At 55.8% G+C, this 26,400-nt stretch carries 24 protein-coding genes; 7 read left to right on the top strand and 17 right to left on the bottom strand.

Annotation, left to right across the window (positions count from 1 at the left end; genetic code table 11):
• Nucleotides 1-83 precede the first annotated feature (83 nt).
• On the bottom strand, nt 84-644 hold the full coding sequence (locus tag FRD01_RS20600; RefSeq protein WP_146962825.1) for a 5-formyltetrahydrofolate cyclo-ligase: 561 nt from the start codon (nt 642-644) through the stop codon (nt 84-86).
• On the bottom strand, nt 641-982 hold the full coding sequence (locus FRD01_RS20595) for a cell division protein ZapA (RefSeq protein ID WP_249755787.1): 342 nt from the start codon (nt 980-982) through the stop codon (nt 641-643). Before FRD01_RS20595 ends, FRD01_RS20600 begins: the two co-directional genes overlap by 4 nt.
• A gap of 137 nt (nt 983-1,119) precedes the next feature.
• On the opposite strand from FRD01_RS20595, the gene FRD01_RS20590 reads away from it, so the two are divergent.
• Nucleotides 1,120-3,108 (top strand): Na+/H+ antiporter NhaC family protein, encoded by a 1,989-nt coding sequence (locus tag FRD01_RS20590; protein ID WP_146962823.1) that lies wholly within the window; start codon nt 1,120-1,122, stop codon nt 3,106-3,108.
• A gap of 3 nt (nt 3,109-3,111) precedes the next feature.
• On the opposite strand, the gene FRD01_RS20585 is transcribed toward FRD01_RS20590, so the two are convergent.
• On the bottom strand, nt 3,112-3,549 hold the full coding sequence (locus FRD01_RS20585; protein WP_146962822.1) for a Dps family protein: 438 nt from the start codon (nt 3,547-3,549) through the stop codon (nt 3,112-3,114).
• Nucleotides 3,550-3,818: 269 nt separating this feature from the next.
• On the opposite strand from FRD01_RS20585, the gene FRD01_RS20580 reads away from it, so the two are divergent.
• Together FRD01_RS20580 and FRD01_RS20575 are read left to right on the top strand one after the other, a co-directional pair.
• Nucleotides 3,819-5,822: a hypothetical protein gene (locus FRD01_RS20580; RefSeq protein WP_146962821.1), complete on the top strand. Its 2,004-nt coding sequence runs from the start codon at nt 3,819-3,821 to the stop codon at nt 5,820-5,822.
• A complete protein-coding gene (locus FRD01_RS20575) occupies nt 5,791-6,504 on the top strand; it encodes a hypothetical protein (protein ID WP_146962820.1) in 714 nt (237 codons plus the stop codon). Before FRD01_RS20580 ends, FRD01_RS20575 begins: the two co-directional genes overlap by 32 nt.
• On the opposite strand, the gene lon is transcribed toward FRD01_RS20575, so the two are convergent.
• The 5 genes from lon to FRD01_RS20550 all read right to left on the bottom strand — a co-directional run bounded on the left by lon (nt 6,466) and on the right by FRD01_RS20550 (nt 11,853).
• Nucleotides 6,466-8,826, bottom strand: coding sequence for an endopeptidase La (lon, locus tag FRD01_RS20570; protein ID WP_146962819.1), 2,361 nt, complete (start codon nt 8,824-8,826; stop codon nt 6,466-6,468). The genes FRD01_RS20575 and lon overlap by 39 nt on opposite strands.
• Before the next feature lie 176 nt (nt 8,827-9,002).
• Complete coding sequence (locus tag FRD01_RS20565; protein ID WP_146962818.1) at nt 9,003-9,728, bottom strand: hypothetical protein; 726 nt, start codon at nt 9,726-9,728, stop codon at nt 9,003-9,005.
• Entirely contained in the window at nt 9,725-10,987 is a 1,263-nt protein-coding gene (locus tag FRD01_RS20560) for a hypothetical protein (protein ID WP_146962817.1), read from the bottom strand. Before FRD01_RS20560 ends, FRD01_RS20565 begins: the two co-directional genes overlap by 4 nt.
• A gap of 138 nt (nt 10,988-11,125) precedes the next feature.
• Nucleotides 11,126-11,461, bottom strand: coding sequence for a hypothetical protein (locus tag FRD01_RS20555; protein WP_146962816.1), 336 nt, complete (start codon nt 11,459-11,461; stop codon nt 11,126-11,128).
• A 59-nt stretch (nt 11,462-11,520) separates the two neighbouring features.
• Nucleotides 11,521-11,853, bottom strand: coding sequence for a hypothetical protein (locus FRD01_RS20550; protein ID WP_146962815.1), 333 nt, complete (start codon nt 11,851-11,853; stop codon nt 11,521-11,523).
• A 414-nt stretch (nt 11,854-12,267) separates the two neighbouring features.
• Between FRD01_RS20550 and FRD01_RS20545 the strand changes: the two genes are divergently transcribed.
• Nucleotides 12,268-12,846, top strand: coding sequence for a TetR/AcrR family transcriptional regulator (locus FRD01_RS20545; protein WP_146962814.1), 579 nt, complete (start codon nt 12,268-12,270; stop codon nt 12,844-12,846).
• Here the strand turns inward: FRD01_RS20545 and FRD01_RS20540 are convergent.
• Together FRD01_RS20540 and mvaD are read right to left on the bottom strand one after the other, a co-directional pair.
• Complete coding sequence (locus FRD01_RS20540) at nt 12,807-13,769, bottom strand: mevalonate kinase family protein (protein WP_146962813.1); 963 nt, start codon at nt 13,767-13,769, stop codon at nt 12,807-12,809. The two genes, FRD01_RS20545 and FRD01_RS20540, sit on opposite strands and share 40 nt — an antisense overlap.
• On the bottom strand, nt 13,766-14,728 hold the full coding sequence (gene mvaD, locus FRD01_RS20535) for a diphosphomevalonate decarboxylase (protein WP_249755786.1): 963 nt from the start codon (nt 14,726-14,728) through the stop codon (nt 13,766-13,768). The genes FRD01_RS20540 and mvaD overlap by 4 nt, the downstream gene beginning before the upstream one ends.
• 42 nt (nt 14,729-14,770) lie before the next feature.
• Here mvaD and FRD01_RS20530 point away from each other — a divergent pair, with 42 nt between their 5' ends.
• Complete coding sequence (locus FRD01_RS20530) at nt 14,771-15,586, top strand: DNA polymerase beta superfamily protein (RefSeq protein WP_146962811.1); 816 nt, start codon at nt 14,771-14,773, stop codon at nt 15,584-15,586.
• Here the strand turns inward: FRD01_RS20530 and FRD01_RS20525 are convergent.
• The 3 genes from FRD01_RS20525 to FRD01_RS20515 are packed head-to-tail and all read right to left on the bottom strand — an operon-like array spanning nt 15,575 to nt 18,989.
• Nucleotides 15,575-16,342: a succinate dehydrogenase/fumarate reductase iron-sulfur subunit gene (locus tag FRD01_RS20525; RefSeq protein ID WP_146962810.1), complete on the bottom strand. Its 768-nt coding sequence runs from the start codon at nt 16,340-16,342 to the stop codon at nt 15,575-15,577. The two genes, FRD01_RS20530 and FRD01_RS20525, sit on opposite strands and share 12 nt — an antisense overlap.
• A 3-nt stretch (nt 16,343-16,345) precedes the next feature.
• Nucleotides 16,346-18,283, bottom strand: coding sequence for a fumarate reductase/succinate dehydrogenase flavoprotein subunit (locus tag FRD01_RS20520; RefSeq protein WP_146962809.1), 1,938 nt, complete (start codon nt 18,281-18,283; stop codon nt 16,346-16,348).
• Nucleotides 18,284-18,296: 13 nt separating this feature from the next.
• Nucleotides 18,297-18,989 carry a succinate dehydrogenase cytochrome b subunit gene (locus tag FRD01_RS20515; RefSeq protein ID WP_146962808.1) on the bottom strand — a complete coding sequence of 231 codons (693 nt, stop codon included), beginning with the start codon at nt 18,987-18,989 and terminating at the stop codon, nt 18,297-18,299.
• Between the two features lie 113 nt (nt 18,990-19,102).
• Between FRD01_RS20515 and FRD01_RS20510 the strand changes: the two genes are divergently transcribed.
• Together FRD01_RS20510 and FRD01_RS20505 are read left to right on the top strand one after the other, a co-directional pair.
• A complete protein-coding gene (locus tag FRD01_RS20510; protein ID WP_146962807.1) occupies nt 19,103-20,485 on the top strand; it encodes a hypothetical protein in 1,383 nt (460 codons plus the stop codon).
• An 818-nt stretch (nt 20,486-21,303) separates the two neighbouring features.
• A complete protein-coding gene (locus FRD01_RS20505; protein ID WP_146962806.1) occupies nt 21,304-21,942 on the top strand; it encodes a hypothetical protein in 639 nt (212 codons plus the stop codon).
• Here FRD01_RS20505 and FRD01_RS20500 read toward each other — a convergent pair.
• From FRD01_RS20500 to FRD01_RS20485, 4 genes are read right to left on the bottom strand one after another with little or no spacing between them, the layout of a single operon-like run.
• Complete coding sequence (locus tag FRD01_RS20500) at nt 21,911-22,663, bottom strand: hypothetical protein (protein WP_146962805.1); 753 nt, start codon at nt 22,661-22,663, stop codon at nt 21,911-21,913. The two genes, FRD01_RS20505 and FRD01_RS20500, sit on opposite strands and share 32 nt — an antisense overlap.
• Complete coding sequence (locus tag FRD01_RS20495; RefSeq protein WP_146962804.1) at nt 22,663-24,756, bottom strand: B12-binding domain-containing radical SAM protein; 2,094 nt, start codon at nt 24,754-24,756, stop codon at nt 22,663-22,665. Before FRD01_RS20495 ends, FRD01_RS20500 begins: the two co-directional genes overlap by 1 nt.
• A complete protein-coding gene (locus FRD01_RS20490) occupies nt 24,749-25,828 on the bottom strand; it encodes a radical SAM/SPASM domain-containing protein (protein ID WP_146962803.1) in 1,080 nt (359 codons plus the stop codon). The genes FRD01_RS20495 and FRD01_RS20490 overlap by 8 nt, the downstream gene beginning before the upstream one ends.
• Nucleotides 25,828-26,328, bottom strand: a complete 501-nt coding sequence (locus FRD01_RS20485) for a hypothetical protein (RefSeq protein WP_146962802.1) — start codon at nt 26,326-26,328, stop codon at nt 25,828-25,830. Before FRD01_RS20485 ends, FRD01_RS20490 begins: the two co-directional genes overlap by 1 nt.
• Nucleotides 26,329-26,400: the final 72 nt, after the last annotated feature.

The following is a 26,400-nucleotide window of genomic DNA, read 5'->3' as shown; positions in this document are numbered from 1 at the left end:
GCAAGGTCGGATTTCTCGGACGCGACACCTTATAGTTAGTTCGCAAAGACTGAAAGGAATTTTCGGCTCGCTTTGTTCCTGAATCAGATCAGATAGCGTTTTCTAGGGCTGATTATCTGATGAACCGGGACGTCCCAGGATTCTCGAGGAACACGCGACAAAATCTGAAAATCAAAGACCACGCCGACCCTCAAAGACTCGATGGCCGCCAACGCACGGTCGTAGTACCCGCCACCAAAGCCGAGGCGATAACCTTTGAGGTCAAATGCGAGCCCCGGAACGAGCACGAGATCCACTTCAGCCTCGGGTGGATTCGCCTGCCCCGTCGGCTCAAGCACCCCAAATCTGCCCGCCGAAAAATCGTCCTTAGAGTCAATGTCCACGAACTCCATCTCGCCGGGCCCAAGCACGCGTGGAAAACAAACCTTGACCCCACTCTCAAACGCTTGTTGCCAAAACCCATCCACGGAGATCTCGCCGGGGAGCGCGCGATACGCCGCAATGCGATTTGCGCCAGTCTCTTCGAGGAGCTCTAGGAGGTACTTCGAGACGGCACCCTCGGCCTCAGACTTTTCGTCTGCAGCAACTGCTCCCCGCTTGGCCAACATTCGTGCCCGAAGGCTTCTTTTGGAATCGGATTTCACTCTTCTGCTTCAACCGCGGCGAGCGCTTCAAGGCAAGCGTCGACGCCTCGCTGAAGTTCAGCCTTGGTGCGGTCGAGCGAGGTCTTTGCCTCGAAATACTCCTCCGCGATCATCATTCCCACGAGCATCATCAAACGCTCTGTTGGCACGCCGGGTGCCGCAGCTTGAATCTCTGCGGCCTTCGAGTCCACAAACTTCGCGAGCCGCTCTACGTGAGCTGCTTCCTTATCCGTCTTGACCGCGAACTTCTGGCCGCGAATCTCAACCGCCACCGATTTTGGGGCGACGCTTGTGACGGTTTGGCTGACGTTTCCCTGTCTTTGCACGCGTTGATTCACGCGGACCTCCTCTAAAACACGTATTCCGCCCTACACTAAACCCTCTGATCCACCACTTCAACTGAGTTCGTACGCAAAATCTCGCGAAATCTCTTTGACGCCTTATGTTTTTGCTCAGACACGAGTAGATTCACGCCATGCAAAAGAGAATTTTCGCATTTCTTATCACGCTTTTATCGTTCGGATTCCTGACCTTTGCCGTTCAGGCACCGGACGACGTCTCGCAGCGAATTGCCGCGGAAGTAGCCGCTCGCGGACTGCTCGCCGACGCAAGCGACACGCTCAAGACCCAGTCCGAGTGGACCTACGTCTACGAAGGCCCCGCGGCATTAGAACAGCCGATTGTGGACGAACTTTCCCGCGAAACCTGGAAGCTCACGCCAGGCACCAATCCCCATTTGATAGTGCGGGCAACTCAAGATTCTATGGTTGCTCTAAGCGTAGAGCACGGAGATTCCACCTGGAAGTCCGAGCGGCGGGTGGCCAAATGGTGGGCTCTTTTCCCACCAATTTTGGCGGTCCTAGTTGCCCTCTACTTTCGCGCGTTGATTCCCGCCTTGCTCGGTGCGGTTGTGGTAGGAGGCGCCATCGGCGCACCAACGCTTGTTGAAGCGAGCTACCGAGGCCTCGGCCATATCTGGACCTCCGTCACAGATTCATTCAACATCAACATTATCCTCTTTACCATCGCGCTCGTCGGGATGGTGCACATCATCACGCGCGGCGGAGGTGTTCAAGGAATCGTAAACCGAGTGCGCTCACTCGCACGAAGCGCGCGCTCCACCCGGCTAGCCGCGGTGTTTATGGGCGGGGCCGTTTTCTTTGACGATTACGCGAACACGTTTGTGGTGGGCACAACCATGCGTCCACTCACAGACGCTCAACGAATCAGCCGAGAGAAACTCGCCTATATCGTTGACTCTACAAGCGCGCCCATCGCAGGAATCGCCGTAGTCTCCACGTGGATTGGCTACGAGGTCGGCCTCTTTGACGAAATCAGCCGACAGCTCGCGCTCGGTCAAAGTGGTTATGAAATCTTCTTTACGATTCTGCCCCTTCGTTTCTACTGCATCGGTGCGCTGATTTTTGTGCTTCTAAACGCCTACTCGGGCCGAGACTTCGGGCCAATGCTCAAGGCAGAACGGCGCACCCAGGCGGGGCAAATGTTCAACCCAGAATCAAAACCGTTGGCGCGCTCAGACTCCGAGGTTTTGGAGCCAAAGCCCGACAAACCTACACGCTGGCAAAACGCGGCTATCCCCGTGCTCAGCGTCATCTTTGCAGTCTTCATCGGGATGTTTTGGTCGGGCTGGAGCCGAGGCGACTTAAGCATCCCTTCGGCTTTCAGCGGCGAGTTTGGAGCGATTTTTTCGGGCTGGGGGCACGCATTTGGCGACTTGGGCAGTTTCTCAGCGTGGCGAGACGCGTTCAGCAATGCGGACAACGCGTTAGTGCTCTTTGTGTCCGCAGCCATCGGGAGCCTCATCGCGTTTGCACTTGTGGTTTCCCAACGAATCCTCACACCAGCGGAGGCTGGGCGCGCATGGATTCAGAGCGGACGAACCATGGCCGAGGCCATTCTGATTTTGATTTTGGCGTGGTCTATTCGCGCGGTTTGCGATGACCTCGGGACCAGCATCTACTTGGTGGGCGTGGTCCAAGACCTGATTTCGCCTACGGCACTACCGCTCATCACCTTCCTCTTGGCGGCAGTGGTAGGCTTTTCGACCGGGACCTCGTGGGGCACCATGGGAATTCTCCTTCCAGCGATGGTTCCCATGGCTGCATTTTTGACCCACGGGCAACCCGGCTCAGAACTCATCGTCTTTTTGTGTTTTGGCGCGGTCTTGGACGGGGCGATTTTTGGCGACCACTGCTCTCCGATCTCAGACACAACGGTCATGAGCTCGATCGCCTCCGGAGCGGATCTAATGGACCATGTCCGGACTCAGGCACCTTACGCCATCATCACGATGGTTCTGGCAGCCCTGGGGGGCTACGTGGGCGTAGCCTTAGGCCTCCCCATTTGGCTGGCTTATGCTGGAATAATCGTGGGAAGCGCAGGCGCGCTCTACTTACTCGGAACCAACGTGGACCGGCCTGAGCAGCCGAAATCAGCGGATTAGGCTTTACCCCAACCAGGCTTTCAACATCCAGGCGTCTTGCTCATGAGCATCGGCCAGATCGTCCATGAGTGCCACAGTGGTATCGTCGCCGGCATTGCCCGCACTCTTTCTCAGACCGTTAGTAAACTCCACCAACTTCTCGAGGTCGCTCTGAAGTTCACCCACCATGTGATTTGCGGACGGCACGTCGGATTGCTCGCTAATCCTTGAGGAGTCCAAAAACTCTTTCATTGTAGAAAGTGGTCTGCCACCTAGCGCACGGATGCGCTCCGCGATTTGGTCGACGGTCAACGATGACGCCGTGTACATCTCTTCAAACTTCGTATGAAGCTGGAAGAATGCCGGTCCGCGAACGTTCCAATGGAAGTTGCGAAGCTTCTGGTAAAACACCATTTCGTCGGCAAGTAGTAGATTCATTTCTTTCACGATGTCGTTCGACATAAATTCTCCGTGGTCAAAAGTCTTGTGAAGCAAGCGGGCAAGCCGCTTACATTGCGCTTACAAACTAAAACTAAGCACGAGAACTCGAAAGGCAAGCTTAAGGGCAGGCACGCAATTTTCGACACGGGCCCGAACGCACCGTAAGATATGCCGCGATGAGTTCTACATTGGAAATAAGATGCCATCACTGCGGGGCAGGATTCAGATTGACCATCCGCCGCACACGGCCTTCGGCCGTGCCGTGCCGAAAATGCGGGCACGAGATCTCCGTGCCCGAAGAAAGCACCGTGCGAAGCATCTCCCACGCTGAGATTTTTGGAACATCAACCGCCCATGCTCAGGTCGCGCGCGAAGTAGAAGAAGAAGTAGAGCCAGAGCCTCTAGACGTTATGGAATCCACTGAGGATCTTACGGAAGTAGAAGTTGAACAGAAACCAGTTTCGGTCGAAATCGTTGAACCCTCAGATCTCCAGATTCTCCCGCAAAACGCTGAAACCCTTGAAGTCCAGAAACCACCGGAGCCCCCGCAAAACCTAGACATCCTTGAAGTCCCGGCTCGCGGACAAATCGCAGAAAACCCACAAATCCCGGAAATTCCAGAGCCTCAGCAAAACATTGAAGTCCCTGAAATCCCGCGGGATCCGTCTCCTGAAGAAGCAGAACCCGAACTTCAAGCCGTCTTGGATCCATCTGAGGATTTGGCGGAAGTACAAGTAGAACCAATACTTGCGCGACCTCCGGAGGTCGTGGAAGAAATACCGATTCCTCAGCGCGTAGAGCTCTTTGAACCCGCGGAACTGCCAGAGCCCCAAAGAGCTTTAGAAAGCCTTGAAGGCCCAGAACCTAAACCCCGGAGACGGCTCACGTCTGGGGTGTTTAGGCTGGCCGGGGCGTTCGCTATCCTTGCCGCCTTAGCCACGGCTTTCTGGGCTTTGAGCCGCGAGCCCGAAACGCGAGTCGAATACATCGAACCCACACCTGAGCCACCTGAGGCCATTCGCCAGGCTGTCCTCACAGAAGGCCGCGCCGAGGCAATTTCCAAAAGCATCGCCAAGCTGCGCGCCAAGTCCGAGGAAGAGCTCTACGAGGAGGCCAATGCCCAGATAAAGGCGAACAACTTCGGGGCGGCATGGGAACTCATCGGCGAACTCCTGCTCAGAGCCCCTGAAAACCTCGACTATGTAGTGTTGGAAGTCGAGGCGAAGCTCGGAGCTCGGCAATTCCACGATGCCCGCATGCTCACACTGCGCGCGATGTCTCGGCATGAAGACTCAAGACTCCAAAAACTCTTCGATCAAAGCATCGACTCTGACCCGTCGCTTCGACCCAATATCATCGATATCGCTACCCTGGACGTGGACTCTATTCTTCCGCTCGGAGGTGGTCGCTCCATATCCTTAAAACTTCGAAAGGACGGCGAAAACACACATGTGTTCAAGCCCGCCCAGAAGGAATGGGGAGACGGCTGGCGCTCGGAAGTCGCAGCGTGGCGGTTTTGCCAAATCGTGGTCTGCGAGTTCCTCGTCCCCCAAAGCCAGACGGCCCGGATCTCCCGCAAAGACTTCGAGCGGCTCTACCCTGCTCAGACTGACCACCAACGCGAATATCAGGCTCGGTTCGTAGACCTCAACTGGGTGGAAGAAGCTGGACCAAACGGCCCGGAGGAGTGGCTCTACGGCGTCCTCAAAGTTTGGGTCCCAACCATCGTAGACTTCCCCGTCGAAGTCCCGGACCTCTGGCAACCATGGCTCAGCGCCGAAGCGGACCCCACTCGTCTCCACAACACGCTCGCTGAAGAAATCGCGCCCATCAAACACCTGCGCGACGGCGAAGTCGTCAGGGCGATTTTACGCCAGCACAACGGGGCGCCGGTCTCGTCCATCGCTCGCCAGCTCTCCAATATCTTCGTCTTCGACTACCTGACCAATAACTGGGACCGCTGGAGCGAGCGCGAGGAATATTTTGGCGTCAACAACCACTTCGCTGACGGGCGAATGATTTCGCTCGATAATGGTGCGGCGTTTCACACGCTCTCTTCCTCACGCGTGGACCAACGCTTCGACCCCGTTCAACGATTCTCGAGGTCCATGGTCTTCTCGGTGCGCCGCCTCGACCCGAGTTGGGCAGACTCGATTCTCTTCGAAGATATCGGCCTCGAAGGTACCGAAGAACAACGTTTAAAGGTATTCTGGGCCAGAAGAACAGAACTACTCAAAAGAATCGATACCCTCCGGAGTCTCCATGGTGATGACCAGGTTCTCTATTTCCCTTAGCGTCGCACTCTCACTTTTGTTTGGCTGCTCAACCCCCAAAGAGGAAGTTGTAGGCAAACCACCTGCCGAAGTTGAACAAGCCAGAAACGCCCAAATGGCCGGCAGAATCCAAATCGAAAAAGAAGCCCCACAAAGACCCACTCATCATCCCGAAGCGCTGGCATTACTACCAGGATGGCCCTTGCAGGAGGAAGGCAGGCGCTTTACCGCACGCTGGGACGCCGCATCTACGCCCGTCCCATTGGCAGATATCCCGTCCCTAAACTCCATTCCGGTCGCCGAGGCCATCTTTCAACCCGGCGAAATTGTACGATGGACTCAGTCTGTGGTGGGCGTGTACCGGCCCAGATTCTACCAGGCGAAGACCGGTACCGAGGTCGAAGGCTATCTCGTGACCGCTGAATACCGAACAGGCGAAGAAGTCTTCTACACCGAGTTGAACCCAAGAGAACAAGTCATTGTGTACATGTATGCGGGCTCAGGCCTTTGCTACATGGGGATTCGAGGAAAGCTCGTTGAAGGCCTGTGCCCAGACCCGGACCGCTTTACGGGTGACTTTTCACAGGAAGATCTGGCCAAACGATTTCACCCACCAGAGAGAATCTGGTGGGTGTTTGTAGGAAATCCTGGCCAGGGCGGCTGGTTAGCCCTCGATGACCGTTTTGTGGTCGACATCGAGTGAAGTCCCGACCAACGGCGTATCCGCATCGAGCAAGGCCCACTCAAGCACTTCGGACATATCCTCGGCGAAGTGGAATTCAAGCTCAGCCTTCACAGAATCCGGGACCTCGTCCAGGTCTCGGCGATTCTGTAGCGGTAGGATAACACGCTTGATCCCCGCACGGTGGGCTGCCAAGACTTTGGCCTTGATACCTCCCACAGGCATCACACGACCACGCAACGTCGCCTCGCCCGTCATCGCCGTATCCGACCTTACGGCTCGGCCGGTCAACAACGAGGTGAGGGCGGTGAAAATCGTCACACCTGCAGACGGCCCATCCTTCGGAACGGCCCCGGCCGGCACGTGAATATGCACATCGTGCGTCTTCAAAAACGCCGGGTCGACGCCGAGTTCATCCGCATGACTCCTCACATAGGTCAGCGCCGCTTTGGCCGATTCCTGCATCACCTCACCAAGCTGACCGGTGATTTGAAGCTGGCCCGCGCCACCCATCTTGGAGGTCTCAATGAAGAGAATATCACCTCCAACAGGCGTCCACGCGAGCCCCGTTGCAACGCCCGGCGAAGCGGTACGTGCAGCAACTTCGGACTGGAACTTCGGCTTTCCGAGGTACTTCTCAACGTCCTCTACCTCAACCCGCACCGCACCGTCCGAGCCCTTTCTGGCAACCTCGAGCGCCACAGAACGGCAAACTTTGGTCACAAGGCGGTTGAGCTGCCGAACTCCAGCCTCGCGCGTATAGCTCGTGATAACCTCTCGAAACGCATCATCACTGACCGTCAACTGGTCTTCGGCAATTCCATGCTCAGTGCGCTGTTTGGGCAGGAGGTGATGCTGACCAATCTGGGCCTTCTCCTCAACCGTATATCCAGACACCTCAATAATCTCGAGACGGTCGCGCAAAGGCGCTGACATATTCTCCAAATTATTGGCCGTCACAATGAAAAGCGCCTTCGAAAGGTCAAACGGCACCTCCAGATAGTGGTCCTGGAAGAACGCATTTTGCTCCGGGTCCAAAACCTCCAAGAGGGCGGCCTCAGGGTCTCCCGACCAGCCCTTCGCGAGCTTATCCACCTCATCCAAAAGGATGACTGGGTTGGACGCACCTGCCTTCTTCAAAGCATGCACGATCCTTCCCGGACGGCTTCCCACATAGGTCCGACGGTGCCCGCGAATCTCGGCTTCATCTCGAACACCACCCAGAGCAATCCTCACAAACGGCCGGCCGGTGGCATCCGCAATCGACTTTCCGAGTGAAGTCTTTCCAACCCCGGGAGGGCCCGCAAGGCAAAGAATGGTGCCGCGTGGGTTGCCCGAGAGCTGCAAGACCGCCATATGCTCGAGAATGCGCTCCTTGACGTCATCGAGCCCAAAATGGTCCGCATCGAGCTGTGCCTCAATCGCGTCCACATCGCCTTCGTCCGCAGCCGAGACGCCCCACGGAAGGTCCGCCATCCATTCAAGGTAGTTTCGCACCACTCCAAACTCAGCCTGATTAGGCTCAAGGCTCTCGAGGCGCTTGAGCTCTTTGTCTACGGCTTTCTGAGCATCTTCGGGGAAGTCGCGTTCGGAGAGCCGGCGTCGAAGCTCGCTCAAATCGTCTTCTTCGTCCCCAGAGAGCTCATTCTGAATAGCCTTGAGCTGCTGGCGAAGCACCGCTTCACGATGATTCTTGGTAAGCTCGTTGCGCACTTCGGACTCGATCTTCTGGCGCACAGCCGTCTGTGCACGAAGCTCGCCGATGAGCCTCGTCAACGCTCGCAGGCGCTCTTGCACATCGAAGGTCATCAAGAGGTCCATGGCGTGATCCATGCCGGGACTCAACGTGGCGGCCACGCGGTCGGCGAACTCACCGGGCGCCCCTTCAAACTCGATCTCGAGCGCGCCACCGCTCTCTTCGACCATCTTCTGAACGGACTCCACAAGGACTTCTGCATAGACGGATGCCTCGGCCATATCGCCCTGGTCCTCCACCACCCGACCGTTCGCAAGCCAGGTATCAGCGCTCGCGAGCCCTTCAATCTGGAAGCGCACAACTCCCTCAACTACCATGGTGAATCCATGCTTTTGGCGGACCACCTTAACCACCTTTGCCAAGGTCCCAACCGGCAACACATCTGTGAGCTCGGGCTCCTCAATCTTCGCCTCACGTTGCACACCAAGCACAACGAGATCGCCCTGATTCAAGCCGCGAACGAGCTCAGCGCTCTTGGGCCGCCCCACATTGATGGAAAGCACGGCTTTCGGGAAAAGCACCATATTCCTCAAAGGAATCAGAGGAAGCGGGCCAACTACGTTTCTATATTCGTTTTGCAACGTCATCTTTGTCTCCTTAGTCATACCTTCAATCGAGTGCAGAACATCCGCATCAATTGAATGATGAATGAAAACTAAAAACGTTCACAATTCAGTCAAGCTTTTTATTTGAAGTGTTTCCAAACTGAACACCAATTCCACACTTTCAACCCCAAAATCGCCCTTAAATACTCGCCGAAAGGCTATTCGTCGACCGGGGTCCAAAGCACGGACATTCGGATGGGAACGGACGTGGAATCTGCCTTGGCCTCGAGTTCCAACATCCGATCGAGAAGTTCTCGATATGCAGTTTCAAGCTCCACAAGGTCTTCTTCGCGTACCCTGAAGTTCAAGGTTCGCGCAAAAGAACCCGTACGCGGCTCTATAAAACGTGCAACGACCGTTTCCGCCACGTTCTGGACCAGAGAATTGAGCGCGCCGATTCGTCTCGCAAAGTTCTCGCTCACAAGACTAGTGACCTGTTTAACCGCGCGATACCTAGCTGTTCTCCCCTCCTCCACCATCTCTACTCGCCCTTCATCCAGAAGAGTTGCGAGGGCGAGCTCAATCTCGGAGACTTCAACGCCCGGAAGAAGTTGAGAAATCCTGGCCTGACTTTGAGGCTCGGCCCAAACCATGAACTCAATTCTACGCGCCAAAGTCTGCTCGATCTCCGGTAGGAAGAAGTCCGAGCGAAGCTCAGCGTTGAGTCGTTTGAGAGTACGAGTGCTGACCTCAATCCGCTCCGCGGCTTCTGCCAACGTGACGCCAGATGCCCGCAGTTCACGCACGTAGCTCAAACGCATGAAGTGTGTGAGCTCCTTCAACGGAAAGTCGAGGCGCGCGGCCAGATAGGCCGCGGGTCCCAACATCGAGAACATGATTCGTCGATGCAATAGGTCCGAATTTTCCTCGGAGCCTGAACTCATCGCGCGGCCTCGATGCTTTCGACAATATCCAAGAACGCAGGCCCAAATCCTGGCAGCGTATTGCCGCAACAATCCCCGCTGACCTCGGTTTGGTCGAGCGTGAGCGTCTGGATAATGCATGGGTCACAGACTAAGCCCGGCTCTTCCATGCACATCGGCGCGGGAAGAACGGCGAGTCGAGCCTCGAGTTCGGTTTGCGCTGTGGCGCCCAAGGTCATTGGGCCAAACGCCGTAGACACCAAACACGCATCGTTCGTATCAGGAAGACATTCATCCACGCCCTCCGTGCCGACCGCCGTGTAGAAACCCTCTGCCGAGAGCGTTCCGTCGCCTTGCCTAGTGATGGTCGAGCTCACGATTTGGTCTTCGTTGATGCAGTAACCAAAGCCGGGCCCCGTGGTGTAGGTCAGCGTTGCAAAAGAATCCGCGTTATCAAAGACCGGTACTTCCTCAGGTTGCAACGTTTTGACGTAGTCTACCACCGCGTAGAAGGCCTCGCGGAAACCTTCCACCATGGTCCCGCAGCACAGGTCCGAAACCTCTTGTGAATCCACCAAAAGAGTAGGAATCACACAGCTCTCGCCGCAAACCACCTCAGGGTCTGCGGTGCATTGAGGTGCTGGAACCGCTGCCACGAGCGCTTCGATTTCATCCACCTGTGTCTCAGTCAGCTCCAGCCTGAAGCCTGCGCGCTCAACACACGGAACGCCAGCATTAACGCACCGGTCCGAGCCTTCCTCGCCTTCAATGCCGATCCCAAACTGAATGGCGTTGGTCTCAAGGTCGAGCGAAAACTCCAGCACATCGCCCACATTGACACAGTAGGCACTCAGCGTCTCTTCATAGGTGCGATACTCAATCTTGGCGGCACCGGTTAAATCAAACGCCCCACCCTCCTCCGGCTCCGTGGTGTAAAAACACGAGGAATCAGGATTCTCACCAAAACACTCCGGGCTCTCTGGCCCATATCCGAGCTCTCCCAGACGCTCAGCAAGCAAGTCGGGCATGGTCTGCCCCACCACACATGCCACGCCACCACCACCGAGCAAAAATCCAGTGGGTAGGGAGGCCGGACACTCAAAGCCTTCCTCGATAAGCTCGCTTCGATACACACACGCCCTGTCGCCACCAACCTCTACGGACTCTCCAGCCCCACACGTGGTGTCGGGATTATTTTCTTCGCTCTTCAGATCGTCCGAACAACCAAGTCCTCCCAAAAGGCCAAGCACCAAAATCCAATTCATCTTCTTCAGTTTCATTTTCTCACCTCGTCATAATGGGCCATTTTTGGCCCTTTTTGAAAAGGTAGACACTTTTCGACTGCTATGCAAACACTTTTCCCAAGAAAAATTTTAACTCCCCTCTAGAGCTCTTCTAGAGCCTTCATCCCAACAAGTTCAATCTTGGCACTCAAGATCTGAGATACTCGTCCTTCCCGGAACCTCCTCCCAGTACACGACCTCCTCCCAGATACTAGAGCAGTCTACGAAGCCCTCGGAGAAGTATGTCTGAAAACTGACGAGGCGCCTCTCCTGATTGATGCTGCAAGTGGGACTGATGAATAGCAGGGGGTTTCGTTGACGGGGCTCACGATGAGCAAGCACTACGGGTGAGTTCGCATCTACGACACAAAGCCTCGCTGGGTCATACTCGTAGGCTACAACCTCCTCTTGATCCTCAACGCAGGCCGAACTCCCCCAAAGGAAAACCAGGCAAACGAGTACATACTTCATTGCAAACACCTACTTGCGACCCGCGATCAGGGCGCTTCGTTCCGCATCCAGCGACAAGTTCAATCTTGGCACTCAAGATCTGAGATACTCGTCTTTCCCGGAACCTCCTCCCAATAAACGACCTCCTCCCAAACATGATAGCAATCCACGAACTCTTCGGTGAAGTAGGTCTGAAAACTAACTAGACGCCTGTCTTCGTTAATACTGCAAGTGGGTCGTAAGAGAGTGGTTGGATTTGGTCCTTTCGGCTCCCTTCTTGCAACTTCAATGGGTGAATCGGAGTCCACCAGACAGAGCTTTTCAGGGTCATACCGGTACGCCAGAACGATTTCCTCTTCGACACATCCAAAGCACAACACGACCAAAAACAAAACCAGAACCGTGTTTCTCATAGCCACCTCAATGCAAATCGGGATCGTTTGAGAATGCCATGGTTGCAGCCCAAACCTTCCATCCACCACTCGGAACACTCTGCCCCACCATGCGAGCATATAGGCACCTTCCGTGAATCTGCGTAGTCGGTGAACTCAACCTAATCTTCTTCCGCAAAGCCCCCGCACTAACGGAGGCGGTTGATACCACCGCTGTTCCGCCTCCAGAAGGACACTTATCAACAATCTGCAAACTGACCTTGGGGATGTTCTGAAAATCTGAATCTATGCCAAACATGGCTACTTTGGCCCCGGTGTAAAGGGCGTAAAGTATCAAGTCGCAAGACTGAATTCAAAAATTAAAAGGCACCTTCACCCTGTTTGGAAACCAGCTCCGTGTTGCAGTGCCACGCCGATCGGCGGTACAAAACAGGAATGGATGAGAGCCGACAAAAGAAAATATTGATCGCAGCAGAAAGGCTTGTCATCCATTACGGTGTCTCAAAGACCACCATCTCTGACATTGCCAGAGAGGCGCATATTGGTGTCGGCACGGTCTACCTCGAGTTTAAGTCCAAGGACGAGATTTTGGCGGAGCTCGCGCGCCGAAAACACGCCTACGTGCTTGAGCGAATGCGAGGCGCAGCTGCACAGCACGCCGAGTTCTCCGGAAAGTTCATGGCCATGATGAATGCACGTGTGGACGCCTTCATCCGGATAGCCGAGCCAGGTGCACATGCCACCGAGTTGGTTCATTGCGCCTGTGATGCTGTTCACCGCGAGTTTGAGGCCTTCAAAGACGCTCAGAAGAAGATTCTGGCGGACCTGCTTGTCGAACACCTCGACCACCCAAATACTCAAGCGCTGGTGACCTCGATCTTCAGAGCTTATGCCACGTTCACGCCCCCAACTCTCTACTCACAGAGGTTCTCGGACCTCGCAAAAGAGCTCGAGGCCATGCACCATCTGGTGCTTCACGGACTATGTTCCTCCGATTCAGAATCCGGAGAGTAGCCGAACTCTAGAGGTATGGCGCGAAGACCCAAATCCGCCAGATCCGCACAGAACCTCAACCATCTAGAATGCTTGGGCCCCGCAACGATTGAAAAATCGCCTCCACCCGCTCCGCTCGGTTTTGCGACCAAACCAAACTCAGCCGCAAACTCGCGAAGCGCACGGTGCCCCTCACAGATGATTGGCGCTCCAGTCTGCTCACCGAGCCTCTCCATGAGCGCATCACCCGACGAGAGCGCATCCATCAACGATTGCGCATCATCGTTCACGCATGCGCCCACGCCGTAGGAAGCGGTTGACGCAATTGAACTTAAGGTTGCTCTCACATCCTCGTGCAAAACCAACTTCGCGACTTTTCCTGAAAGTTCCGTGGAGCTCGCCGCATCTCCCATCCAGACCGCCACAAACCTGAGGTCGGCCGGAAGTTTTAGAGGCTCTACTTGCGTCTCTTGAGGCGGAGTCCCGATCCACGGATGCTGCGCCCACCGAACACTCAAGCGGTACGAAATGGTCCCACCAAACGCCGAGGCTGCCACATCAGCGCCACTTCCCCGCCCTGCCTGGTGTTCGCGGTGGGCGCGGTCGGCGATGCGAAACACCTCCGCCGCACTCAGCTCCGGACGTGCTGCTTTGAGAATCGCCACAGAGGATGCCGCAGAAGACCCGAGACCTAACTTGGTTTTCCCCTCGAAGAAGGCGCTCACGTCCACGCTAAGGCGTTGCAGAAGCTCCGCCCTATCACCATGGTCCAAAACCCTAATCGGAAGCTTCTGGTCCAAATCCGCGCCCGCCACGCGATATCCATCGCGGTCCGAACGCAATTCTGCGCGAATCCCTCTATCCACAGCCGTCACCAGCGCGATGCCCCCATGCAATACCGCGTACTCGCCAAGTAGAAAGAGCTTTCCAGGAGCGAAACTCATAGGAGCTCAGCTCCTTGCCCTGGTTTGGCCACGAGCAGGTCTTCGACACTCGGGTGGTCTTGGAAATACGCCTTGACCCCGTCCAAGTCTTCCGCCGTTGTAAAGACCTTGACGTGTGGCCCGGCATCGATCGTGAAGAAACACGCCTTTCCTTGTACCCTCAAGCGCCTCACCTCATGGATGAGCTCAAGTGTCCGAGCATTCCAATAGATTACAGCTGGCCGCGCGGCCATGGCACTCGCGTGCATAGCCAAACAGCTTCCCTCGGATATCTCGGCCAGCCGCACAAAATCTTTCTCGAAGACTGCCTCTTTTGCCCCGTCCATGTCGCGGCGCACGGTGTTGAGCCACTCTGCGTAAAACGGCGAGGTCTCCATGGTGTGATTCATACCTTCTGTAGACGGCACATCCTTTGGGCCTTTACGAGTCACGAGCACCACACACCTGAGGTCCCAGTGCTCTGCCGGCACGAGTTCTTCGGCAAAACTATCGGTACCATCTGACTTTTGGCCTTCGTGCCAAATCGCGAAGCCGCCCACGATAGACCGGGCCGCACTTCCTGAGCCACGGCGAGCCAGCACAGAGAGTTCTTGCGGAGTCAACTCAAGACCGGCCGCCTGCGAAGCAGCCAAGGCCAGAGCAGCAAATCCAGACGCCGAAGAAGCAAGCCCGGCCGCAGTTGGGAAGCTATTTGTGGATCGCACATCGGCACATAGCGTACCGGGGCGCACCAAATCCAAAAACTTGGAAATCTTCGCGAGCCCTTTCCCTTCAAGTGCCTCGTCGTTGATGAAAACACTGTCTCTTTCCCAAGGCCCAAACTCAACTGTGGTGCGGGTCTCAAGGCCATCCAGGGTCATCGAAATAGACCCGGCAGCCGGAAGATTCAAGGTGGCATCACGTTTTCCCCAGTACTTCACCAACGCAATATTTGACCGAGCTAGAGCACTTGCACGCATTACAACCTCGTCACCAAGACCTGCGCACGATAAAGTCCTGCCATGAACTTCGCCATAGAAAACCACACGATTTTTCTCGGACTTGGTGGAAGCATCGCGCACGGCACGTCTCATGCGACATCAGACGTGGATCTCAAGGGAGTGTGTGTTGCGCCGCTTAACGTTCGGCTCTCGCTTTTCGAGTCCTTTGAACAAGGGGAAGGCGACCTACCCAAGGGCCTTGAAGCGCGCGTACTCCCGCAATTGCAGGAGCATCCGGAGGCCGCCAGAGGGCTTTCTCAAAAGCTCGAGTGCACGATTTTTGATATCGCCAAATTCCTCGGCCTCTGTGCCTCTTCCAACCCAAATGCCTTGGAGATTCTCTTCACTGATCCCACCGACTGGATCATTGAGACTCCCACCTGGCAAACAATCTACGCCGTGCGCCACGCATTTTTGACGACGCGTGTTCAACATTCATTCGTGGGATACGCCACGGGGCAGCTTCGGCGAATCCAGAACCACCGAGAGGAACTCATCAAGAACGGCGGCCCTTTAGATAGCCGGAATGCCGCCCGAGCTGAGCTGGAACGCAAGTTTGGCTACGACACAAAACACGCCGCTCATCTGGTTCGCCTGCTCAGAATGGCACTTGAGGCACTTGAAACCGGCGAGCTCCAAGTAAAACGCAAAGATGCCCATGAACTCAGGGCCATTAAGGATGGCGCATGGTCTTATGAAGACCTAATCGATTACGCCGAGAAGATCGGTGTGGCAATCAAGGACGCAGCGGTGCGCTCAGCCCTTCCGGACCAAGTCGACCGCCAATTTGTGGATGATTTGATGCTCGCGATTGCGACCGAGAGTCTAGTGGCCTGAGAAGACGGCCTTCATATATTCGCGCTTCATGATCGCGATATTGTCCAAGGAGATTTCCTTAGGGCATGCGGCTTCGCACTCGCCGATATTCGAGCAGTGACCGAATCCAAGTTCGTCCATTCGCTCAACCATACTCACGACGCGACGTCCCCGCTCGGCCTCGCCTTGCGGAAGCAACGCGAACTGCGCCACTTTTGCAGCCGTGAAGAGCGATGCTGAGCCGTTCGGGCATGCAGCTACACACGCACCGCAACCGATACATGCGGCGGCGTCGAACGCACGGTCAGAGACCTCTTTGCCGATCTTCATGCTGTTCGCGTCAGGCTTTGGTCCGGTATTCACCGAAACATAACCGCCAGCGTGTTGAATCTTATCGAACGCCTCGCGATCCACCACCAGGTCTTTGATGACTGGGAAGGCGCGTGCGCGGTAGGGTTCGACCGTGATCTCATCGCCATCGCGGAATACGCGCATGTGCAGCTGACACGCAGCCGTTCCGCGCTCAGGCCCGTGAGCCTGTCCGTTGATAACACAGCCACATGAGCCGCAGATCCCCTCGCGACAATCACTATCGAATTCGATAGGTCGTTTGCCCGCGCGGATGAGTCGGTCGTTCACAAGGTCAAGCATCTCAAGGAATGAAGCGTGCTCGCTGACGTCCTTTGAGAATTCTGAAAAATCTTCGAGCCGCCCTTCTTGGTCTGGGCCTTCTTGGCGCCAAACTTTGAGCCTAAAATTCTTATTCGACATAGTCATTCCTCATTTATAGCTTCGCTGGGTCAGCTTCACATTTTCGAAGACGAGCGGCTCTTTATGGAGCTGATGCGCGTCTGCCTTACCCTTCCATTCCCACGCGGACACGTAGGTGAAGTCGTCGTCATTTCTGAGCGCTTCGCCTTCGGGCGTCTGGTACTCCTCCCGGAAGTGACCACCGCAAGATTCCTCACGCTCAAGCGCGTCACGCGCCATGAGTTGTGCCAGCTCCAAGAAGTCCTTGGTACGCATGGCTAGCTCGAGATACTTGTTGAAGTCACTGTCTGCGGGAACTCGAACATCACGCTCGAACTCTTCCACAAGTGCGGGAAGCTCCTCAAGCGCCTTCTTAAGCGACGCTTCGGAGCGACTCATCCCAACGTTATCCCACATGATCTCGCCGAGCTTCTTGTAGATATCCACGACGCTCTTCGTCCCGGTCTTGCCGGTTTCGATGATCTTGGCGATATCCTCAGTCACTTCCTTCTCGGTCTTCACAAACGCTTCGTGGTTCGTGTCGATAGCCGTCGGCTTCTGCGTCGCGAGGTAGTTACCGAGCGTGTGCGGAATCACAAAGTAGCCGTCTGCCAGACCCTGCATGAGTGCCGAGGCACCGAGGCGGTTTGCGCCGTGGTCTGAGAAGTTTGCCTCACCCAGCGCAAAGAGGCCTGGAATGGTAGTCATCAAGCTATAATCCACCCAAAGACCACCCATCGCGTAGTGAATGGCAGGGTAAATCTTCATCGGTACCTGATACGGGTTATCACCCGTGATCTTCTGGTACATATCGAAGAGGTTGCCGTAGCGGTCACGAATCGTGTCCTCACCGTACTCTTTGATCGCATCGGTGAAGTCGAGAAACACGGCGCGCCCGGTTGGGTTCACTCCGAGGCCCATATCGCACATCGCCTTCGCATTTCTGGACGCCACGTCGCGAGGAACGAGGTTTCCGAAGCTCGGATACTTCTCCTCGAGATAGTACCAACGCTTATCGCGCGGAATATCTGCGGCCTTCTTCTTGCCATCGCGCAGCGCCTGAGCGTCTTCTTTTTCGCGCGGAACCCAGACGCGGCCGTCGTTACGAAGCGACTCAGACATCAGCGTGAGCTTCGACTGATAGTCGCCAGATTGCGGGATACAGGTCGGGTGAATCTGAACGTAGCAAGGGTTTCCGAACATCGCGCCACGCTTGTGTGCGCGCCATGCAGCCGTGCCGTTGGAGTTGAACGCGTTGGTGCTCAGGAAGTAAACGCGTCCGTATCCACCGGTGCACAGAAGCACCGCGTGTCCCGCGTACTTCTCAAGCTCACCAGTGACGAGGTTTCTCGCGATGATGCCTTTGGCTTGGCCGTCGTGAACCACCAAGTCCAGCATCTCGCGGCGAGAGTACATCTTGACGCGGCCAGCCTCGATTTGACGATTCAGCGCACCATACGCGCCGAGCAACAACTGCTGACCCGTCTGACCACGCGCGTAAAACGTACGTGAAACCTGCGCACCACCGAAGGAGCGCATCGCGAGCTCACCACCGTACTCGCGTGCGAACGGCACGCCTTGTGCCACACACTGGTCGATGATGCTCGTACTGACCTGAGCCAGGCGGTAGACGTTGCCCTCACGAGAGCGATAGTCGCCACCCTTGATGGTGTCGTAAAAGAGGTTGTAGACGCTATCGCCGTCGTACGGGTAGTTCTTGGCGGCGTTGATACCGCCCTGCGCCGCAATACTGTGGGCGCGACGCGGCGAGTCCTGAATACAGAAGCACTTCACGTTGTAGCCGAGCTCGCCGAGCGTGGCTGCAGCCGACGCTCCGGCCAGTCCTGAGCCCACGACGATGATCGTGTGCTTGCGTTTGTTCGCGGGACTCACAAGCTTCATCGAAGCCTTAAATCGATCCCATTTTTCATCCAGCGGTCCGCTGGGAATTCCTGCGTCAAGCGTCATGATCTGCTCCTGATTACTTCATGAAGTAAATGTACGACGGAAGACCCAAAAAGCCTGCCGCCAAAAGGGCTGCGACTACAAAGCCCGCCCCATAAATCGCCTTGTCGTATTTCGGCGCCATCGCGCCGAGCGACTGAAACGCGCTCCAAAATCCATGTCGAAGATGGAAGAACAAGAGCGCCATCACTGCTGAGTACACGACCACCACGATAGGGTTTTGGAACGTATCCACAACCAACCTGTGAAGGTCTCGCGCCGGCTCCCCGTTGAGCGTGGTCATGTAGTCGCCCTCGACACCGACCTCAAAACGGAACCACGCCACGTGGCCCACTAAGAAGAGCGCCAAAATGCCGCCCGTCCACTTCATCGCGTTCGATGAAATCCCGTACTTGCTCTGGCCGCCTTTGCTGCTCTGACCAGCCACATAACCTTTTGGACGACCTTTGGGAGACGCAAAGTGCAACTTCACGCCCACCGCAATGTGCAATAGGAAGAGTCCAAAAAGACCCGACTCAAGCACCCAGAGGCCCGGGCCGAGGTCTTTCAAACCCTTCGCATACATGTTGAATGCCGTGCCGTCGGGCAAATAAAGCAGCAGGTTTGCAGCCAGGTGGGTGACTAGAAATCCGATGAGCAAGAGCCCGCTGGCTGCCATCAAATACTTCTTGCCTATCGATGAAGAGAGGGCTTTCTTAAAGGTCAACATGGATCGAACTCCGACTCGTGACTCTGTACGTTTAAGTGTTGCTTAAAATCCGTTGCTAGGTCTACGACTCTGACACGGTGTGTCAACAATAAACTTGGTTTCCGGCGAGCGTTTTGAGTCACGATTTTATGCATCCAACCGGCGTTTTGCCGGCCATATTTAGCACCTATGATGCGTGGAAGTACCGACTTGTTACACGCATTTATGCATTTGGAATGCTCTGCCATCTTTGGCTCGGCGATGCGTGGACCGACGGCTGGGAGTTCCCAAACGCGCTCGCCGCGCTCGGCCTGATTCTCTTGAGCGTCAACCCGTGTTTCGCCGCGTGGATGCTCTGCTTCGTGGGAAAACTCCTGCCCTTGCTCTTTCTGAGAGACCAGCTGACGCAAAGCGTCGTCTTGATGAGCTACGCAGCCATTGGCATGGTTTTTCACGTGCAGCTCGCCCGCGGCCGCGGCCAAGTTGGCCACTTCTGGCGTGGCCTGCAATCCATCACGGCCCTGACGTATACGGTGGCCACCTTTCACAAATTGAATACCGAGTTTCTGAATCCGGTGACGAGTTGCGCGAACTACGGCATGAACGAGCTTTTCGTGCACTGGAGCCTGCCCACCGAATGGTCTGAGTGGGTCATCTGGCCCGGGGTCGCCTTGCTCGCAGAAGGTGCCATCCCCGTGCTCTTGAGCCTTGGGAGACACCGACTTGCCTGGGTTTTGGTTGCCTTCTTTCATATTCCACTCACCATCACGATGGCGCCAGCGTTTGCGTTCGTGATGTTCGCCGGGCACGCAGCCTTCGCAACCGATGCGGACCGCGAGGCCTTCGACGTATGGGTAAAACGGTCGGCAATTTGGATCATTCCCATAAGTGTGAGCATTACTACTCTGAGCGTGCTGAACGCCAATATCACCCCTGACTTCACGATGATCGTGCGCGAATGGATGCTCTGGGCGCTCGCCGCCGGTTCCTTAGTCCATCTCTTTAAGGCACGAGCACATCGCGAGGAGCGCCCTCGCCAAGGCAACTGGGCCATCCGCCTGATTGTCGGGCTATTCCTACTCAACAGCCTCACCCCGTACACAGGCGTCCAGATGCAGCACGCCGGCGCCATGCTTAGCAATCTGCGTATCGACGAAGGCTGCTGGAACCACGTCATCATACCGGAGTCCTTCCGGCTGACCGAAGACTATATCCGCATCGAAGAGGGCTATTTCGGAAAGCCCGGTCGAGTCGAAGAATATGAAAAGATCATGAAGGACCAGCTCTGGAACGGCCCGCAGATTCGACAAATGAAACGAAACTGGTGCTCGGATTCGCTTCGCCCCTTCTATATGCGAGGCACGCTTCGCGGCGAGCCGTTTGAGATAGCGGACCTCTGCTCAGCCGAAGATTTGCCGTTCTCAACGGATGGTTTTTTTGGTGTCGAAATCTTCCCGGAGTTCCTAAGATTCCAAAAGAACCTGGAGCGAGAATGTCCACAAAGCTGCATTCACTGAGCCTTTTGGCACTGACCATATGCCTATCTTCCAGCGCTCTGGCACTCTCCGGGCGCCAGTGTGTTCAACCCGAGGAGTACGAATCGATCAACTTCCAACTCCAAACTCCTGATGATGACGGGTCTTGGGTCCCATTTGCAGACTATTCCCTCTTATCCTTTAGTCTGAGCCAAATAGAGCAAAGAGAGGTGTTCGCCTTAGGTGGTCAATTCCGAGTGGAGCGGGATGGCCATGCAATCACACCCGTATTCATCTGCGAACCAGGCGTGCCCGCTGTTTATCACGTGGGCCACTACACCGTGAGATGCCCCGAATGGGCAGGTCAGTTGATTAGAATTTTCTCCGACGAGACAACATTGGGAGACTCGGGGAAAATCGGCGTTGGTCGTTGGGAAGACAAGTGTATTCGGTGGCGAACTCGAGAATACTCATGCCATGACCGTGTGAAGCCTCCACCGCCACCTCCACCCCCGGGACCGCGGTCTGTGTTTTACCAATCCAGTCCAACATGGAGGCCAAGCGCGGGGCCTAACGGGGCGCGGATCTGTCACACGCAATTGTTCTCATATTGGTCCGAAGATTAGGACTACGGTGTCGCGATATGTCGCGATTCCATCAGAGAATGTCACGATTTGTCGCGATTTCATCCAGAAATGTCGCGATTTGTCGCGATTCATGTCACGATTGGCGCCACCGTCTACCAACTTTCCGATTCACCCGCACCTGACTCGTACCTGTACAAACCCGCAAAGGACAGGAAGTACGTCGGAGACAATCATGACTTTCTTGCTGAATAAGAAGCGAACTCACTTTGCCTCGTGGACAGTGTCCCAGAAGCCTCAGGCGGGGATATTGACGCCATCGTAGATCGCATCTTTGTAGGAACGGTATCCAGAGTTCACTTCGTTCAAGACGGGCTTGCCGAGAATTGCGACCCAAGGCTCTACGAATGGCCCCTTCAAGTAGATTTTGACATCCAGGAGAATATCAAGGGAGAGGGAGACACCGCCTCCGTCTTCATCAATCCCCAGAAGATGCAGTGGAATAGCATCCCGAAGCATAGAATGGACGGCGCTTGGATTCCCCAGGGCAAACGCTCACCTGCCATCGAGTTGAGTTCAAGCGTGGCTTGGAGTTCGGAGTACGCGGTTCAAGAAGGCCAAACGGTGTTGATTCACGCCGTGGAGGAAGAAGGCAAACTATTCACCTCGGGCATGCCATGGGGCGTATCATACGAGGACGGATTCAAGTTCCAAGCCCATGAATGGTGCGTAATGTCCATGCCCCAAGCCCTTCGAGGCACGTTTACGATTGATACTTTGAGGCAAGAGTTGCAGCGGGCGCCACAGGTTGAAGCCCGTGACGACGTCATGTCGTTTGAAAATGTCTCGGAATCTTATTGCAGCCCAGACGTGCAGCCCACTCCTATGGAGTCTGGCCCCGACGCGGGGAACTAACTCCATACCAATCACACCACTTCTCAAGAGCCGGCAAAAGCTGCGGCGCATGTTCTTCAAAGAGGGCGAGGTTGTTGGCAATAACGGCGGACTCAAGGCGTTTATGGAGCGCGTGTCCTCTGGAGCCGCGACGGGTCTCTTGGGCACCACCAAACTCCAGACGAATAGGCGGGTCGGTGAGCGCGTGCGTGTCCTCGTGGATAATCTGCACGAGCGCCTGCTCCGGAGCCACATTGAGAGAGACGGCCACCACCCTTTTTGACTTCAAAGACATTGCGCGCCCATGAGTGAACTGGCCGTCCCCCAATGCTGGAATGTGCCACACTTCTAGTGGTGGTGCGGCCTCGCTCCAAAGCTTTTGGCGCAACGCGTCTAACTCCTCTAACTCAAGGCTTAACGCGGGTAGGTCCTCGTGATCGAACCCTGCTGCCACGTCGTTCAAGACGTCTTGGAGCCTTTGCCGAAGCACGCGACTCTCGTGTGTATCCAGCGGTCTAAAACCCTTCTCCAATGCCGCAAACAAGTGCTCAAGGTCACGCGTCCAAAGCGGGATTCCGTGAAGGTAAATCGCGCCAGGCACGTTGAAGAGGGAAGCCAATTCTTCAGACCACGCGGCGCTTTTGCCGCGGTAGAGGTTCGCGGCGTCTTGACCAAGGTCAATCAGACTAAGGACCTCGTAGTAGAGCTGGGCGTGCAAAGGCGCTCTAAACTCAATGTTCATCAGCCCGCCTTCTTCAGCCAACCGTTTGGCCCGGCGAGCACCGGTACACGAACCTTCGCCAAGAGGCGTTCGGTCCACTCATCATCATGACGCGTCAAGCAAACCATGTCTTGGGGCCGAAACCTTGGCCCCACAAAGCCTACAAAACGCCCTTGATGGCGGAGTTTCTCCAGAAGGCGCTTTGGGACTAGGGGCATAGCAGCCCCCAGAAAGAGCGAGTCGTAGGCCCCGGTTGCGCCTGAATCCACCACGCCTTCGGCCCCCACCAGAATCTTCAGCAAAGCACCTAGATAGCCATTCACGGGCGCTAGATCAGACACACACTCTCCAAGCCCCGGGTTCAGCGCCTCCAGCCCTATCGCGTAGGCATCTACACTGAGCACACCGGGCGCCCCTTCAACCTCAGGCAACTCGGTTTTGCCGCGCAACATCTCACGGGCACGAACCTCGGGCATGTACTCGTGTGGACCAACGCTCAAAAACGCTTCGATCACACGGTCGGACCTGAGCGTGCCGTTTTCCAGAAGGCGTCTTACAGCCTCTTCACGCGCCCGAATCGCCGGGTCCTTGACGTGCAGTCCAATCGGTACCGAAAGCATGCTCGCCCCAGATATCGCGGCATCCACCGGGTCCGCCGGCAGGCGCTCACGCGTCCATTTGGCTTTGCGAATAATGACATCACGCATTCGGTCACTCAGCAGGTCGGTCTGCTCGGCCAAAGAACGTTGGAACACACGGTCTACGCTTCTCCCCTGCCCTCGAAATTTCCCAAGAATATCTCGCATCAGAGGCGCAAAATGCTCGTACATAAATCGCACGCGGGTCTCGAAATCCACTGACGAACTCGCGTCCAAATGCTCGGCACGAAACGGACCGTCATACCAACTCGTCCACCAGCGTTTATGGTAGAATTGGGTGCCGTATTTCGCCTGATATTCATCCATATTTTCGTGAACGTGCGAGCCGGGATAGAGGCGAAACGGATCGAGCGAGAGCCAGCCACACGTATCGGATGCGGAAGTGAAGAGCTCCCGCGCAAAATCCCGCGTTTCCGTCATCGTCTTAAGGGTCTCGCCGGGATGCCCCACGATGATATTCCCCGCCCAGTTTAGCCCGTGTTTTCGGCTCAGCCGCGCAAGTCTTAGCTGGGCTTCGAGGTAGCGCTCGGGCTTGACCACCTTTTGCATGATCCCAAGCATTTCGGGGCTACCGCTCTCCATGCCGATGCCTATGGAAAACCGAGCACGCGCGAGGAGCTCAACGTCTTCTTCTTGGAGGTCGTCGGACCGAGTCAGAGTCCAATACTGCCTCGGGAAGAGCTTATTCTCGATAATCCCCTCCAAGACTTCGCGGCGCCAGCTCCGCTTAAACCCAAACAATGGGTCGGCGAGATTGATGACCCAGTGTTCGAGGGGTGTGAAGGTCGAGAGTCGTTTGAGCTCGTCCACGGCACGCTCTGAGCTAAATGCGCGCCACTGATACCCGCTCTTGGAGCGCTCCATACAAAACGTGCAGTGATACGGACATCCTCGGGACAAATAGATCTGGAATTTACGACCGATATCGCGCGCACGCGGCCAGTAGCGCTCGAGAAGCTCCCATTTATAGGGCGGAAGCTCGTCCATACAAGGCACGACCTCTTTTGGGTAAATCTGATGCTCGAGCCGCCCTCCGCCCAATAATCCCCGCACGATCTGCAGCATCGACTGCTCGCCCTCACCAGGAATCACCGCGTCAAACGGGGAGCCATCAAAGATCACATCGCCGGGAAGAGCGCTCGCGTGATATCCGCCGGTCACCAACGGCACGTCTGGATACAAGGTCTTAAAAAACCGCCCGAGGCTCATGACTCGCATGTAGTCGAAGCTCGAGTAACACGAGATCCCGGCTACCAAGAACGGCCCTAGCTCCTCCAGTGTTTTCGCGAGCTGCGTATGGTCTCCGCCCTCGAAGTTCAGGTCCAAAATCTCCACACGGATATTCAAATGGTGCTGCAGAAACCCGCCCACCGAGACCAGATGTGGAAGGCCAAAATCCATGTCCGTCCACTTCAAAATCCCCGGTGAGATGAGAAGCACACAAGGGTCACGCACTGGGCCACCCAGGATTTTGGGCTTGGTAGAGGAAGGGCTCGGGATGAGTGGTTGAGCCGAAGGTCGCAAAGGCGCTTTCCTTGCACCCTCCTTGACAGGTCGTCTCGTAGCGACAACCCCGGCAAACCTCAGGCACTTCGCGCTTGAACGTATCTTGATAGGACCGGACCCGCTCGTAAACCTGAGGCCAATCCTCCTCCACGATATTGCCTAGAATGCCGCTCGAAAGGTTGCAGGAACGGATATTTCCCGAAGGATCCACCACGATATTGGGTGAATGAGTACCGGTGCTGCAAAACCCGAAATCAAACCACTTAAACCGATCCATTCGAATCAGACACGGGGGAATCGGCATGGCAGTGGAAACTCGGATCGAATACTGAGGACCTAGTCTCTCGGCTGTCATCAAGTTGTGCTCGACTTGTTCCACGGTAGGCAAGAGCTGGTTGATATGGTGAACGGCGCCGCCCGTGGGAGACATGCGATTGTACGAAATCGCCCTTACGCCAAGGACGTACGCGAGCTCGAATACGTCTTCGAACTCCTCCCAATTCTTTTGCATGGCCACGAAGCAGACCTGCACGGGAACACCCGCATCCTTGAGGTCCAGCGCCGCTCTCACCGTATCATCAAAACAAACCGAGCCCTTAAGCATATCGTGTCGAGCGCGTTTGGCACTCAAAAGCGTAAGCTGCACCGAGCGCAAACCCGCTTGCTTGAATCGCTGGGCGATCTTAGGCGTGATATGGCTACCGTTAGTGATGAGCTGGACTGATTTCACCAGCGCACATGCACGTTCAATGATCTCAAGCGCACCTTTGTGTAGAAGCGGCTCACCACCGGTCACGGTGATGTGCTCAGCACCCGTTTGCCCAACAACTTTGTCCAACATCTTGAGGTATTCGTCGGTGCGAAGTGAGCCCTTCTTGTAGCCACCTTGTGGATCCGAATCTTTGGCGCCCCAGACGTTGTAACAGTGCCCACAGCCGTGGTCACAACCCGTTGTAAGTTCAAGGTCGAGCCGAGGTATCGTGACATTTTTTGGTTTTGAAAAGGCGTCGAGAATGCCCATCAGGCTTTCCGGTTCTTGAGACGCTCTAGAACATCTGCGGGCAGGTCCGCCTCAAGCTTGGCCAAGATTTGAGCTTTGTCAGACGCGGGCTTTAGCGCCATATCCGCGTCTTGCATGTCCTCGTTCATATCCGGTGGAGGCATGCTCAAACAAGGACCTATGGAGGCATCGTCTTCCATATCTTGATTGGCGTCTTCGCCCATATCCGGGGGCGGCGGGCTCAGGCATGGGCCCACATAGGCGTCATCTTCCATGTCCTCGGCGAGGTCCCAGCCCATGTCGTATTCAATGCTTAGACAGGGGCCCACGTCCGGGTCCTTGTCATCATCGTCGGCACAACCGGATTGTGTAGTTTGGAACGCAAAGAGACCGACCAATAAGAGCGTCAAACCGAGCCCACCAACACCTCCCGCGACCGACACGCTACAGGCGGTCAACACGGAAGCCGCGGTCATCACCAGAGCAAGAATCAAAACTCGGCGCCCAGGGGGTCTAATCATACCTAACTCCAAAAACACTTCTGTATTGAAGGAGTTTAGCAGCAAATCTCCTTTGGAATCAAATTCAACCCG

Origin of the sequence: Microvenator marinus (assembly GCF_007993755.1) — a bacterium.
GTDB classification, from domain to species: domain Bacteria; phylum Myxococcota_A; class Bradymonadia; order Bradymonadales; family Bradymonadaceae; genus Allomicrovenator; species Allomicrovenator marinus.
Note: the sequence above shows the minus strand (reverse complement) of the source record. Positions and strands in the feature narration are given on the sequence as shown.